At 58.8% G+C, this 12,900-nt stretch carries 12 protein-coding genes; all 12 read left to right on the top strand.

Annotated elements, in window-relative coordinates; all coding sequences use genetic code 11:
- Position 1 precedes the first annotated feature (1 nt).
- Positions 2 to 493, top strand: coding sequence for an acetolactate synthase small subunit (gene ilvN / locus PFH44_RS11285; RefSeq protein WP_041144039.1), 492 nt, complete (start codon positions 2 to 4; stop codon positions 491 to 493).
- 181 nt (positions 494 to 674) lie between these two features.
- A complete protein-coding gene (cra, locus tag PFH44_RS11290; protein WP_041144040.1) occupies positions 675 to 1,679 on the top strand; it encodes a catabolite repressor/activator in 1,005 nt (334 codons plus the stop codon).
- A 640-nt stretch (positions 1,680 to 2,319) separates the two neighbouring features.
- Positions 2,320 to 2,778, top strand: coding sequence for a division/cell wall cluster transcriptional repressor MraZ (gene mraZ / locus PFH44_RS11295; RefSeq protein WP_041144041.1), 459 nt, complete (start codon positions 2,320 to 2,322; stop codon positions 2,776 to 2,778).
- A gap of 1 nt (position 2,779) precedes the next feature.
- Positions 2,780 to 3,721: a 16S rRNA (cytosine(1402)-N(4))-methyltransferase RsmH gene (rsmH, locus tag PFH44_RS11300; RefSeq protein ID WP_045859917.1), complete on the top strand. Its 942-nt coding sequence runs from the start codon at positions 2,780 to 2,782 to the stop codon at positions 3,719 to 3,721.
- Positions 3,718 to 4,083 carry a cell division protein FtsL gene (gene ftsL / locus PFH44_RS11305; RefSeq protein ID WP_002888550.1) on the top strand — a complete coding sequence of 122 codons (366 nt, stop codon included), beginning with the start codon at positions 3,718 to 3,720 and terminating at the stop codon, positions 4,081 to 4,083. Before rsmH ends, ftsL begins: the two co-directional genes overlap by 4 nt.
- Positions 4,084 to 4,098: 15 nt before the next feature.
- The gene (locus PFH44_RS11310; protein WP_041144043.1) at positions 4,099 to 5,865 is read left to right on the top strand and encodes a peptidoglycan glycosyltransferase FtsI; all 1,767 of its coding nucleotides are present in this window, start codon (positions 4,099 to 4,101) and stop codon (positions 5,863 to 5,865) included.
- On the top strand, positions 5,852 to 7,339 hold the full coding sequence (gene murE, locus PFH44_RS11315) for a UDP-N-acetylmuramoyl-L-alanyl-D-glutamate--2,6-diaminopimelate ligase (protein ID WP_283825041.1): 1,488 nt from the start codon (positions 5,852 to 5,854) through the stop codon (positions 7,337 to 7,339). Before PFH44_RS11310 ends, murE begins: the two co-directional genes overlap by 14 nt.
- Complete coding sequence (gene murF / locus PFH44_RS11320) at positions 7,336 to 8,694, top strand: UDP-N-acetylmuramoyl-tripeptide--D-alanyl-D-alanine ligase (RefSeq protein WP_283825042.1); 1,359 nt, start codon at positions 7,336 to 7,338, stop codon at positions 8,692 to 8,694. The genes murE and murF overlap by 4 nt, the downstream gene beginning before the upstream one ends.
- Positions 8,688 to 9,770 (top strand): phospho-N-acetylmuramoyl-pentapeptide-transferase, encoded by a 1,083-nt coding sequence (gene mraY, locus PFH44_RS11325; protein WP_045859908.1) that lies wholly within the window; start codon positions 8,688 to 8,690, stop codon positions 9,768 to 9,770. The genes murF and mraY overlap by 7 nt, the downstream gene beginning before the upstream one ends.
- Before the next feature lie 2 nt (positions 9,771 to 9,772).
- The gene (gene murD, locus PFH44_RS11330; RefSeq protein WP_283825043.1) at positions 9,773 to 11,089 is read left to right on the top strand and encodes a UDP-N-acetylmuramoyl-L-alanine--D-glutamate ligase; all 1,317 of its coding nucleotides are present in this window, start codon (positions 9,773 to 9,775) and stop codon (positions 11,087 to 11,089) included.
- Complete coding sequence (gene ftsW, locus PFH44_RS11335) at positions 11,089 to 12,348, top strand: cell division protein FtsW (RefSeq protein WP_283825044.1); 1,260 nt, start codon at positions 11,089 to 11,091, stop codon at positions 12,346 to 12,348. The genes murD and ftsW overlap by 1 nt, the downstream gene beginning before the upstream one ends.
- Positions 12,345 to 12,900 (top strand): UDP-N-acetylglucosamine--N-acetylmuramyl-(pentapeptide) pyrophosphoryl-undecaprenol N-acetylglucosamine transferase (locus PFH44_RS11340; RefSeq protein WP_283825045.1); only part of this gene is annotated, 556 nt, incomplete at its 3' end. The genes ftsW and PFH44_RS11340, both read left to right, overlap by 4 nt.

A 12,900-nucleotide genomic window follows, 5' to 3' on the forward strand; every position in this document is an offset into this window, starting at 1 on the left:
TATGCGCCGGATATTATCGGTATTACTGGAAAACGAATCGGGCGCCTTATCGCGCGTTATTGGTCTCTTTGCGCAGCGTGGGTATAACATTGAAAGCCTGACGGTGGCACCCACCGATGACCCGACGCTCTCGCGGATGACGATTCAGACCGTGGGCGATGAGAAAGCGATCGAGCAGATCGAAAAGCAGCTGCATAAGCTGGTGGACGTGCTGCGCGTCAGCGAGCTCGGACAAAACTCGCACGTTGAGCGCGAGATCATGCTGGTGAAGGTGCAGGCCAGCGGTTTTGGCCGCGAGGAGGTCAAGCGCAACACCGAGATCTTCCGCGGGCAGATTATTGACGTCACCCCTTCTATCTACACCGTTCAGCTGGTTGGCACCAGCGATAAGCTGGATGCATTCATCGCCTCGCTGCGTGACGTTGCGAGAATCGTTGAAGTTGCTCGCTCGGGCGTCGTTGGCCTGTCGCGCGGCGACAAAATAATGCGCTGAGTCGCTGAAAATGAGCTAAAAATAGCCCGGCACAAACTGTCGGGCTATTTTTTTGCGAAATCGGTAGGAACTGGAGACAAAACCGGTTGCTGTGCTAACTGTTCTGCGTTTAGATGTTATGAAAATGAATCCATACCTGAAGAAAGGTTATGTTCTGTACTAAATTACCCAAGGGGCAATTGTGAAACTGGATGAAATCGCCCGGCTGGCCGGTGTCTCGCGAACCACCGCTAGCTATGTGATTAACGGTAAAGCGAAGCAGTACCGCGTGAGCGATAAAACGGTCGAAAAGGTGATGGCTGTGGTTCGTGAACACAACTATCATCCGAATGCGGTCGCTGCCGGCCTGCGTGCAGGACGCACGCGATCTATTGGTCTGGTCATTCCTGATCTGGAAAACACCAGCTATACCCGCATTGCTAACTACCTCGAGCGGCAGGCGCGCCAGCGCGGCTATCAGCTGCTGATCGCCTGTTCGGAAGATCAGCCCGATAACGAGATGCGCTGCATTGAGCACCTGCTGCAGCGCCAGGTCGATGCGATTATCGTGTCGACCTCATTACCGCCCGAGCACCCGTTCTATCAGCGCTGGGCTAACGATCCGTTCCCGATAGTCGCGCTCGATCGCGCGCTCGATCGCGAACACTTCACCAGCGTTGTCGGCGCCGACCGCGACGATGCGGAAATGCTCGGCGCCGAGCTGCGTAAGTTCCCCGGCGACAGCGTGCTGTATCTTGGCGCTCTGCCGGAGCTGTCGGTGAGTTTCCTGCGCGAGCAGGGCTTCCGGACCGCGTGGCAGGACGATCCGCGTGAGGTGCAGTATCTCTACGCTAACAGCTACGAGCGCGAAGCGGCGGGTCAGCTGTTCGAGAAGTGGCTGGAAACCCATCCGATGCCGCAGGCGCTGTTTACCACCTCCTTCCCGCTGCTGCAGGGCGTGATGGACGTGACGCTGCGTCGGGAAGGCAAGCTGCCCTCCGAGCTGGCGATTGCGACCTTCGGCGATAACGAACTGCTGGATTTCCTCCAGTGTCCGGTGCTGGCGGTGGCTCAGCGCCATCGTGACGTTGCCGAGCGCGTGCTGGAGATCGTCCTCGCCAGCCTCGACGAACCGCGCAAGCCAAAGCCTGGCCTAAGCCGGATTCGCCGCAATTTGTATCGCCGCGGGAGCCTGAACCGTCGTTGAATATTTCCGGCAGCGGGCTGCCGGGATAATTCTGCCGCCGCTCGCCAGACGGATGCACGTCTGGCGATAATCCATACAAATTGCCTTAAAAATGCAAAACTGAATATCTTTCAGACAAATCCCTAAACTTCTTTACGCATTATTTTGTTTTATTCTGGAGTAGGGGCTTTCTTGCACCTGATGGGTATAAGAAAAGATCTCCCGGCCGATATTTGTATTATTTTGTTACATTCACTAAGTTAATCGCTGAATTAACACTCATTTTATCGCAGACAATACCCCCAATCTTCTCTACCCCGCGACAAGAGAGCCTCTCCGCAGACATCAGGCACTGTTAACGGGCATCAGAATCGCCTAAAATGCCGCTCGCGTCGCAAACTGACACTTTATATTTTCCCGCCGAAGATATTTTGTTGCTTTTAACTGTTACGAATTTGTTGGTTGTTTTCTTACACGTATTCATGACGTTAATTTGCCTCGTTTGTTGGTGATTTTATCATCAGGCCTAATATCGGCGGCAAATAATGGGTTTTTAAGCTTCGTTGGTATTCGTGCTGGCTTGACAAGCTTTTCCTCCGCTCCGTAAACTCCTTCTGGTGGGAATTTGTGGGTTAAAGTGGCGAAAAGGGGTGAGGCTGGCATGTTCCGTGGGGCAACGTTAGTCAATCTCGACAGCAAAGGCCGTCTGGCCGTACCGACGCGTTACCGCGACGGGCTGATTGAGAGCGCTTCCGGTCAATTGGTTTGCACCATTGACATTCATCACCCGTGCCTGCTGCTTTACCCCTTGCCTGAATGGGAAATCATCGAGCAAAAATTGTCGCGTTTGTCGAGCATGAATCCCGCTGAGCGGCGCGTACAGCGTCTGCTTCTGGGACATGCCAGCGAATGTCAGATGGATAATGCCGGGCGGCTATTGATCGCTCCGGTGCTACGGCAGCATGCCGGGCTGACAAAAGAAGTGATGCTGGTCGGGCAGTTCAATAAGTTTGAGCTGTGGGATGAAACGACCTGGTATCAACGGGTCAAGGAAGATATCGACGCTGAGCAGTCCGCTACCGGGGAACTGCCGGAGCGACTGCAGGATTTGTCTTTATAAAATGATGGAAAATTTTAAACATACTTCGGTACTTCTGGATGAAGCCGTTAACGGCCTGAATATTCGCCCGGATGGTATCTACATTGATGGCACTTTTGGTCGCGGTGGTCACTCGCGCCTGATCCTCTCCCAGCTGGGAGCGGAAGGTCGTCTGCTGGCAATCGATCGCGATCCGCAGGCAATCGCCGTGGCGAAGACCATTGATGACCCCCGTTTTTCCATCGTACACGGACCTTTTTCTGCGCTTGCAGATTATGTTAGTGAGCGCAAACTGACGGGCAAGATCGACGGGATTCTTCTCGATCTTGGCGTCTCGTCGCCGCAGCTGGATGACGCGGAGCGCGGCTTCTCGTTTATGCGCGACGGCCCGCTGGATATGCGCATGGATCCGACGCGCGGACAGTCGGCCGCCGAATGGCTGCAGACGGCCGAAGAGGCCGATATCGCCTGGGTGATTAAGACCTTTGGCGAAGAGCGCTTCGGTAAGCGCATCGCGCGCGCCATCGTCGAGCGCAACCGTATAGAGCCGATGACCCGCACCAAAGAGCTGGCGGAAGTGGTGACGGCGGCAACACCGGTGAAGGATAAGTTCAAACATCCCGCGACCCGTACCTTCCAGGCGGTGCGCATTTGGGTGAACAGTGAACTGGAGGAGATAGAGCAGGCGCTAAAAAGCTCGCTCAGCGTGCTGGCCCCGGGCGGGCGGCTTTCGATCATCAGCTTCCACTCGCTGGAAGACCGTATTGTGAAGCGCTTTATGCGCGAGCAAAGCCGCGGTCCGCAGGTTCCGGCAGGGCTACCGATGACCGAAGAGCAGCTGCGTAAACTGGGCGGCCGTGAGCTGCGAGCATTAGGCAAGTTGATGCCGGGCGAAGAAGAGGTAGCTGAAAATCCTCGTGCCCGTAGTTCAGTTCTGCGCATTGCAGAGAGGACGAACGCATGATCGGCAGAGTGACAGAAGCCCTAAGCAAGGTTAAAGGGTCGATAGGAAGCAACGAGCGCCATGCCTTGCCTGGCGTGATCGGAGACGACCTTCTGCGGTTTGGGAAGCTGCCACTCTGTCTGTTCATTTGCATCATCATTACGGCGATTACGGTGGTAACGACGGCGCACCATACCCGTTTGTTAACCGCCCAGCGCGAGCAGTTAGTTCTGGAACGTGACGCGCTGGATATTGAATGGCGCAACCTGATCCTCGAAGAGAACGCCCTGGGCGATCACAGTCGGGTTGAGCGGATCGCGACCGAGAAGTTGCAGATGCAACACGTCGATCCATCACAAGAAAATATCGTTGTACAAAAATAAGGATTATTGCGACGCATGAAAGCAGCGCCGAAAACGCCAAGACCAAAACGTCAGGAAGAACAGGCCAACTTTATCAGTTGGCGTTTTGCGTTGCTGTGCGGCTGTATTCTGCTGGCTCTGACTTTCCTGCTGGGCCGCGTGGCGTGGCTGCAGGTTATCAGTCCGGACATGCTGGTGCGTCAGGGCGATATGCGCTCCCTGCGCGTGCAGGAAGTGTCGACCGCGCGCGGGATGATTACCGACCGCTCGGGCCGCCCGCTGGCGGTGAGCGTGCCGGTGAAGGCGATCTGGGCCGATCCGAAAGAGCTGCACGATGCCGGCGGCGTCACCCTCGACAACCGCTGGAAAGCGCTGGCGGATGCGCTGAATATGCCGCTGGATCAGCTGGCTTCGCGCATCAACACCAACCCGAGAATGCGCTTTATCTATCTGGCTCGTCAGGTCAATCCTGATATGGCCGACTACATCAGAAAGCTCAAGCTGCCGGGGATCCACCTGCGCGAAGAGTCGCGCCGCTACTACCCGTCAGGCGAAGTTACCTCTCACCTTATCGGTTTTACCAACGTCGATAGCCAGGGCATTGAGGGCGTTGAGAAGAGCTTTGATAAATGGCTTACCGGCCAGCCGGGCGAACGTATCGTGCGTAAAGACCGCTATGGCCGCGTCATCGAGGATATCTCTTCGACCGACAGCCAGGCCGCGCATAACCTCGCGCTGAGCATCGACGAGCGCCTGCAGGCGCTGGTTTATCGCGAACTGAACAACGCGGTGGCGTTTAACAAGGCGGAGTCGGGAAGCGCGGTGCTGGTTGACGTCAGCACCGGCGAAGTGCTGGCGATGGCCAACAGCCCGTCCTACAACCCGAATAATTTCTCCGGCACGGCAAAAGATATCATGCGTAACCGCGCCATCACCGACGTCTTCGAACCGGGTTCCACGGTGAAGCCGATGGTGGTGATGACCGCGCTCCAGCGCGGGATCGTCAACGAAAATACCGTGCTGAATACCATTCCTTACCGTATTAACGGCCACGAAATCAAAGACGTGGCGCGCTATAGCGAATTGACCCTGACCGGGGTACTACAGAAGTCGAGTAACGTCGGTGTTTCCAAGCTGGCGTTAGCGATGCCGTCCTCAGCGTTAGTAGATACTTACTCACGTTTTGGGCTCGGAAAAGCGACCAATTTGGGGTTGGTCGGAGAACGCAGTGGCTTATACCCTCAAAAACAACGGTGGTCTGACATAGAGAGGGCCACCTTTTCTTTCGGCTATGGGCTAATGGTAACCCCGTTACAGTTAGCGCGAGTCTACGCAACGATCGGCAGCTACGGCGTGTATCGCCCGCTGTCGATTACCAAAGTTGATCCACCGGTTCCGGGCGAGCGAGTCTTCCCGGAACCTCTCGTTCGTACCGTTGTGCACATGATGGAAAGCGTGGCGCTGCCTGGCGGCGGCGGCGTGAAGGCGGCGATTAAGGGCTATCGCATCGCGATCAAAACCGGTACGGCGAAAAAAGTGGGGCCAGACGGCCGCTACATCAACAAATATATTGCTTACACCGCAGGCGTTGCGCCCGCCAGCCACCCGCGTTTCGCGCTGGTGGTGGTGATCAACGACCCGCAGGCGGGTAAATACTACGGCGGCGCCGTTTCCGCGCCGGTCTTCGGTGCCATCATGGGCGGCGTTCTGCGCACCATGAACATCGAACCGGATGCGCTGGCAACGGGCGAAAAAAGTGAATTTGTGATTAATCAAGGCGAGGGAACAGGTGGCAGATCGTAATTTGCGCGACCTTCTCGCTCCGTGGGTGCCAAATGCGCCGGAGCGAATTCTGCGAGAGATGACGCTGGACAGCCGGGTGGCTGCTTCCGGGGATCTCTTTATCGCGGTATTAGGTCATCAGGCGGACGGGCGTCGTTATATCCCGCAGGCGATAGCGCAAGGTGTTGCTGCCATTATAGCTGAGGCCAAAGATGAGGCTGTCGACGGTGAAATCCGTGAAATGCACGGCGTGCCGGTCATTTATCTTAGCCAGCTCAACGAGCGCCTGTCGGCGCTGGCCGGGCGTTTTTACCATCAGCCTTCGCAGCAGCTGCGCCTGATCGGCGTAACCGGGACCAACGGCAAAACCACCACCACTCAGCTACTGGCGCAGTGGGGCCAGCTGCTCGGCGAAACCAGTGCGGTCATGGGTACGGTAGGCAACGGCCTGCTGGACAAGGTTATCCCGACGGAAAATACCACCGGCTCTGCGGTAGACGTTCAGCACGTGCTGTCCGGTCTGGCGGGGCAGGGCGCGACCCTGGCGGCGATGGAGGTCTCTTCCCACGGCCTGGTTCAGCATCGCGTTGCCGCGCTGCAGTTCGCCGCCTCGGTGTTTACCAACCTGAGCCGCGATCACCTGGACTATCACGGTGATATGGCGCACTACGAAGCGGCGAAATGGCTGCTCTATTCTACCCACCACTGCGGTCAGGCGATCGTCAACGCCGATGATGAAGTGGGCCGCCGCTGGCTGGCGAAGCTGCCGGATGCGGTTGCGGTATCGATGGAAGACCATATTAACCCGAACTGTCACGGCCGCTGGCTGAAGGCCACCGCGGTGAGCTATCACGACAGCGGTGCGACCGTTCAGTTTGACTCCAGCTGGGGCAAGGGCGAAGTAGAGAGCCGCCTGATGGGTGCCTTTAACGTCAGCAACCTGCTGCTGGCGCTGGCTACCCTGCTGGCGCTGGGCTATCCGCTGGCCGAGCTGCTGAAAACGGCTTCTCGTCTGCAGCCGGTTTGCGGGCGTATGGAAGTGTTTAGCGCGCCGGGCAAAGCGACCGTGGTGGTGGATTACGCCCATACGCCTGATGCGCTTGAAAAAGCGCTGCAGGCCGCGCGTCTGCACTGCAGCGGCAAGCTGTGGTGCGTGTTTGGCTGCGGCGGCGATCGCGATAAGGGCAAACGTCCGCTGATGGGCGCTATCGCCGAAGAGTTCGCCGATATTGCTGTTGTCACCGACGATAACCCGCGTACCGAAGATCCTCGCGCCATTATCAGCGATATCCTGGCCGGCATGCTTGATGCCGGGCACGCGAAGGTGATGGAAGGTCGGGCGGAAGCCGTGACCAATGCCGTTATGCTGGCGAAAGAGGGTGACGTGGTGCTGGTCGCCGGTAAGGGCCACGAGGATTACCAGATTGTCGGCAATCGTCGTCTGGACTACTCCGATCGCGTGACCGTCGCGCGCTTACTGGGGACGGTAGCATGATTCGCTTTACGCTTTCTCAGCTTGCCGACATCGCCAGCGGCGAACTGAAGGGTAGCGATCTGGCCATCGATGAGGTCACATCGGATACCCGCAAGATAACGGCGGGCTGCCTGTTTGTGGCCCTCAAGGGCGAGCGCTTCGACGCCCACGACTTTGCCGCACAGGCAAAACAGGCCGGCGCCGGCGCGCTGCTGGTCAGCCGCAGGCTGGAGTGCGATTTACCCCAGGTGGTGGTGAAGGATACCCGGCAGGCTTTCGGCGAGCTGGCGGCATGGGTTCGCCAGCAGGTACCGACCCGCGTGGTCGCGCTGACCGGCTCCTCCGGGAAAACCTCGGTGAAAGAGATGACCGCGGCGATCCTCGGGCAGTGCGGCACGACGCTGTATACCGCCGGCAACCTGAATAACGATATTGGCGTCCCGATGACGCTGCTGCGCCTGACTCACGAGCACCGGTATGCGGTGATTGAGCTGGGCGCCAACCACCAGGGCGAAATTGCCTGGACCGTGAGTTTGACGCGTCCGGAAGCCGCGCTGGTGAACAACCTGGCCGCCGCGCACCTTGAGGGCTTCGGCTCGCTGGCGGGCGTGGCGAAGGCGAAAGGCGAAATCTTTACCGGCCTGCCGGCAAACGGCATCGCCATTCTCAACGCCGACAATAACGACTGGCTCAACTGGCAGAGCATCATTGGCGATCGTAAGGTTTGGCGCTTCTCGCCCAACGCGGCCAACAGCGACTTTACGGCGACCAATATTCACGTCACCAGCCACGGGACGGAGTTTACCCTGCAAACCCCAACCGGGAGCACGGACGTTCTGCTGCCGCTGCCGGGCCGCCACAATATTGCCAACGCGCTGGCAGCCGCCTCGCTGGCAATGGCGGTCGGCGCTGATTTAGCCGCGGTGAAGGCCGGGCTGGCTCAGCTTACCGCGGTGCCGGGGCGCCTGTTCCCGATCCGGCTTACGGAAAATCAGCTGCTGCTTGATGATTCCTATAACGCCAACGTCGGCTCAATGACCGCCGCGGTGCAGGTGCTGTCCGAAATGCCGGGCTACCGGGTGCTGGTGGTCGGCGATATGGCCGAGCTCGGCGCGGAAAGTGCCGCCTGCCATCGCCAGGTTGGCGAAGCGGCGAAGGCGGCAGGGCTCGATCGCGTACTGAGCGTTGGCACGCTGAGCGCTGATATCAGCTCCGCCAGCGGCGTGGGTGAGCACTTTAGCGAGAAATCCGCGCTGGTGATTCGTCTGCGCGAGCTTATCGCAGAGCATAAAATTCTGACCATTTTAGTGAAGGGTTCACGTAGTGCCGCCATGGAAGAGGTAGTACGCGCATTACAGGAGAATGGAACATGTTAGTATGGCTGGCCGAACACCTGGTCAAATATTATTCAGGCTTTAACGTCTTTTCCTACCTGACGTTTCGCGCCATCGTCAGCCTGCTGACCGCGCTGTTCATCTCTTTGTGGATGGGCCCGCGTATGATCGCTCGTCTGCAAAAACTCGCTTTCGGCCAGGTTGTGCGCAACGACGGTCCGGAATCTCACTTCAGCAAACGCGGTACGCCGACCATGGGCGGGATCATGATCCTCACCGCGATTGTGGTATCGGTCCTGCTGTGGGCTTACCCCTCTAACCCGTACGTCTGGTGCGTGCTGACGGTGCTGGTCGGCTACGGCATCATTGGCTTCGTTGATGACTATCGCAAAGTGGTGCGCAAAGACACCAAGGGCCTGATTGCCCGCTGGAAATACTTCTGGATGTCGGTGATTGCGCTGGGCGTTGCCTTCGCGCTCTATATGGCCGGGAAAGACACGCCGGCTACTCAGCTGGTGGTGCCGTTCTTCAAGGACATCATGCCGCAGCTGGGGCTGCTGTACATTCTGCTGGCCTACTTCGTGATTGTCGGTACCGGCAATGCGGTTAACCTCACCGATGGCCTCGACGGCCTGGCAATTATGCCAACCGTGTTTGTAGCCGCCGGTTTCGCGCTGGTGGCGTGGGCGTCGGGCAACATGAACTTCGCCAACTACCTGCATATTCCGTATCTGCGTCACGCCGGCGAGCTGGTTATCGTCTGTACGGCGATCGTCGGTGCGGGCCTTGGCTTCCTGTGGTTTAACACCTATCCGGCGCAGGTCTTTATGGGCGACGTGGGTTCACTGGCCCTCGGCGGCGCGCTGGGCATCATTGCCGTGCTGCTGCGCCAGGAATTCCTGCTGGTAATTATGGGTGGCGTTTTTGTTGTTGAGACCCTGTCGGTCATTCTGCAGGTCGGCTCCTTCAAGCTGCGCGGTCAGCGCATCTTCCGAATGGCGCCGATTCATCACCACTATGAACTGAAAGGCTGGCCGGAACCGCGCGTGATCGTGCGCTTCTGGATTATTTCGCTGATGCTGGTGCTGATTGGCCTGGCGACGCTGAAGGTACGTTAATCATGGCAGATTATCAGGGTAAGAAAGTCGTCATTATTGGGCTGGGTATGACCGGCCTGTCTTGCGTGGACTTTTTCATGGCCCGCGGCGTGACGCCGCGCGTCATGGATACTCGCGCTGCGCCTTCCGGCCTGGATAAGCTGCCGGAAGAAGTGGAGCGCTACGTTGGTGGCCTGAACGAGGATTGGCTGCTGGCGGCCGATCTGATCGTGGCAAGCCCGGGTATCGCCCTGGCGCATCCCTCTCTGAGCGCGGCGATGGACGCCGGCGTGGAAATCGTTGGCGACATCGAGCTGTTCTGCCGCGAGGCGCAGGCGCCGATCGTGGCGATTACCGGTTCAAACGGTAAAAGCACCGTCACCACCCTGGTGGGTGAAATGGCGAAAGCGGCCGGCGTAAACGTCGGCGTCGGCGGCAATATTGGCCTGCCGGCCCTGATGCTGCTGGATGCTGAACGCGAGCTGTACGTTCTCGAACTTTCCAGCTTCCAGCTGGAAACCACCTCCAGCCTGCGGGCGGTTGCCGCGACGATCCTCAACGTGACCGAAGATCATATGGACCGCTACCCGCTCGGCCTGCAGCAGTATCGGGCGGCCAAGCTGCGCGTTTATGAAAATGCGAAGAGCTGCATTGTGAATGCCGATGACGGATTGACGATGCCGGTGCGCGGCGCCGATGACCGCTGCATTAGCTTTGGCGTTGACGTCGGCGACTACCACCTTAACCGCCAGCAGGGAGAAACCTGGCTGCGGGTGAAGGGTGAGAAAGTGCTGAACGTCAAAGAGATGCCGATAACCGGCCAGCACAACTACAGCAACGCCCTGGCGGCGCTGGCGCTGGCGGATGCCGCGGGTCTGCCGCGAGCCAGCAGCCTCAAGGCGTTGACCACCTTTACCGGCCTGGCGCACCGTTTCCAGCTGGCGTTGGACCATAACGGCGTGCGCTGGATAAACGATTCCAAAGCCACCAACGTTGGCAGCACCGAAGCGGCGCTGAACGGCCTGCATCTGGACGGCACGCTCTATCTGCTGCTCGGCGGTGACGGCAAGTCCGCTGATTTCGCGCCGCTGAAGCGCTACCTGGCCGGCGATAATATCCGCCTCTACTGCTTCGGTCGCGACGGCGAGCAGCTGGCGGCGCTGCGCCCTGAGGCGGCGACGCAAACGGAAACGATGGAACAGGCGATGCGTCAAATTGCGCCGCTGCTTAAGTCTGGCGATATGGTGCTGCTGTCGCCGGCCTGCGCCAGCCTCGATCAGTTTAAAAGCTTTGAACAACGGGGGGATATCTTCACCCGCCTGGCGAAGGAGTTAGGCTGATGCGTCTCTCCCTCCCGCGCCTGAGAATGCCCCGACTGACGCTGCCGCGTTTCCCGGGAATGCGTATCTTCTCCTGGCTGTTTGCCGCGCTGAAGGGCTGGGTGATGGGCTCGCGGCAGAAAGATAACGACAGCCTGGTGATGTATGACCGGATGCTGCTGTGGCTGACGTTTGGCCTGGCGGCGGTCGGTTTCATCATGGTGACCTCGGCTTCGATGCCGGTGGGCCAGCGTCTGGCAAACGATCCGTTTTTGTTTGCCAAGCGCGACGGACTCTACATTCTGCTGGCGCTGGGGCTCGCGCTGGTGACCCTGCGCCTGCCGATGGAATTTTGGCAGCGGCACAGTACCGCGATGCTGATCGCCTCGATCGTGATGCTGCTGATCGTGCTGGTGGTCGGGAGCTCGGTAAACGGGGCATCGCGCTGGATTGCGCTGGGCCCGCTGCGTATTCAGCCCGCGGAGTTTACCAAGCTGTCGCTGTTCTGCTACATCGCCAACTACCTGGTGCGTAAGGGCGATGAGGTGCGTAATAACCTGCGCGGCTTCCTGAAACCGATGGGCGTGATTTTCGTGCTGGCGATCCTGCTGCTGGCGCAGCCGGACCTCGGAACGGTGGTGGTGCTGTTCGTGACGACTCTGGCGATGCTGTTCCTCGCCGGCGCCAAGCTGTGGCAGTTCATTGCCATTATCGGTATGGGGATCTCGGCGGTGGTACTGCTGATCCTCGCCGAACCGTATCGTATTCGCCGCGTAACCTCCTTCTGGAACCCGTGGGAGGATCCGTTTGGCAGCGGCTACCAGCTGACCCAGTCGCTGATGGCCTTTGGCCGCGGTGAAATGTGGGGCCAGGGCTTAGGCAACTCGGTACAAAAGCTGGAGTATTTACCGGAGGCGCACACTGACTTCATCTTCGCCATCATCGGCGAAGAACTCGGTTATATCGGTGTGGTACTGGCTCTTTTAATGGTATTCTTCGTCGCTTTTCGCGCCATGTCCATCGGCCGCAAAGCGCTGGAGATTGACCACCGTTTCGCCGGCTTTTTGGCCTGTGCGATCGGGATCTGGTTTAGCTTCCAGGCGCTGGTTAACGTCGGCGCGGCTGCGGGCATGCTGCCGACCAAGGGCCTGACGCTGCCGCTGATCAGCTACGGCGGCTCCAGCCTGCTGATTATGTCGACGGCGATCATGTTGCTGTTGCGTATTGATTATGAAACGCGTCTGGAAAAAGCCCAGGCGTTTACACGGGGTGTTCGATGAGCGGTCAGGAAAAGCGGTTAATGGTGATGGCGGGCGGTACCGGCGGGCATGTGTTCCCGGGGCTGGCGGTCGCGCACCATTTAATGGACCAGGGCTGGCAGGTTCGCTGGCTGGGTACCGCCGATCGTATGGAAGCGGACTTAGTGCCGAAGCACGGTATTGAGATCGATTTTATCCGCATCTCCGGCCTGCGTGGCAAAGGCCTGAAGGCGCAGCTGCTGGCGCCGGTGCGTATTTTCAACGCCTGGCGTCAGGCGCGCGCGATTATGCAGCGTTTCAAGCCGGACGTCGTGCTGGGGATGGGCGGATACGTTTCCGGCCCCGGCGGACTGGCGGCATGGTCGCTGGGCATTCCGGTGGTGCTGCACGAACAGAATGGTATTGCCGGCCTGACCAATAAATGGCTGGCAAAAATTGCGAAGAAAGTGATGCAGGCGTTTCCCGGCGCGTTCCCCCACGCTGACGTGGTGGGCAACCCGGTGCGTACCGATGTGCTCGCGCTGCCTCTACCGGAGCAGCGGCTGGTTGGGCGTCAGGGGCCGACCCGCGTTT

It is taken from the genome of Klebsiella sp. Ech2A, from assembly GCF_030078455.1.
Lineage (GTDB): Bacteria > Pseudomonadota > Gammaproteobacteria > Enterobacterales > Enterobacteriaceae > Klebsiella > Klebsiella terrigena.

What these genes read in the sequence shown, in the direction of transcription:
- ilvN (WP_041144039.1), top strand. Translation starts at nt 2, where the DNA reads ATGCGCCGGATATTATCGGTATTACTGGAAAACGAATCGGGCGCCTTA.
- mraZ (WP_041144041.1), top strand. Translation starts at nt 2,320, where the DNA reads ATGTTCCGTGGGGCAACGTTAGTCAATCTCGACAGCAAAGGCCGTCTG.
- rsmH (WP_045859917.1), top strand. Translation starts at nt 2,780, where the DNA reads ATGATGGAAAATTTTAAACATACTTCGGTACTTCTGGATGAAGCCGTT.
- ftsL (WP_002888550.1), top strand. Translation starts at nt 3,718, where the DNA reads ATGATCGGCAGAGTGACAGAAGCCCTAAGCAAGGTTAAAGGGTCGATA.
- PFH44_RS11310 (WP_041144043.1), top strand. Translation starts at nt 4,099, where the DNA reads ATGAAAGCAGCGCCGAAAACGCCAAGACCAAAACGTCAGGAAGAACAG.
- murF (WP_283825042.1), top strand. Translation starts at nt 7,336, where the DNA reads ATGATTCGCTTTACGCTTTCTCAGCTTGCCGACATCGCCAGCGGCGAA.
- mraY (WP_045859908.1), top strand. Translation starts at nt 8,688, where the DNA reads ATGTTAGTATGGCTGGCCGAACACCTGGTCAAATATTATTCAGGCTTT.
- murD (WP_283825043.1), top strand. Translation starts at nt 9,773, where the DNA reads ATGGCAGATTATCAGGGTAAGAAAGTCGTCATTATTGGGCTGGGTATG.
- ftsW (WP_283825044.1), top strand. Translation starts at nt 11,089, where the DNA reads ATGCGTCTCTCCCTCCCGCGCCTGAGAATGCCCCGACTGACGCTGCCG.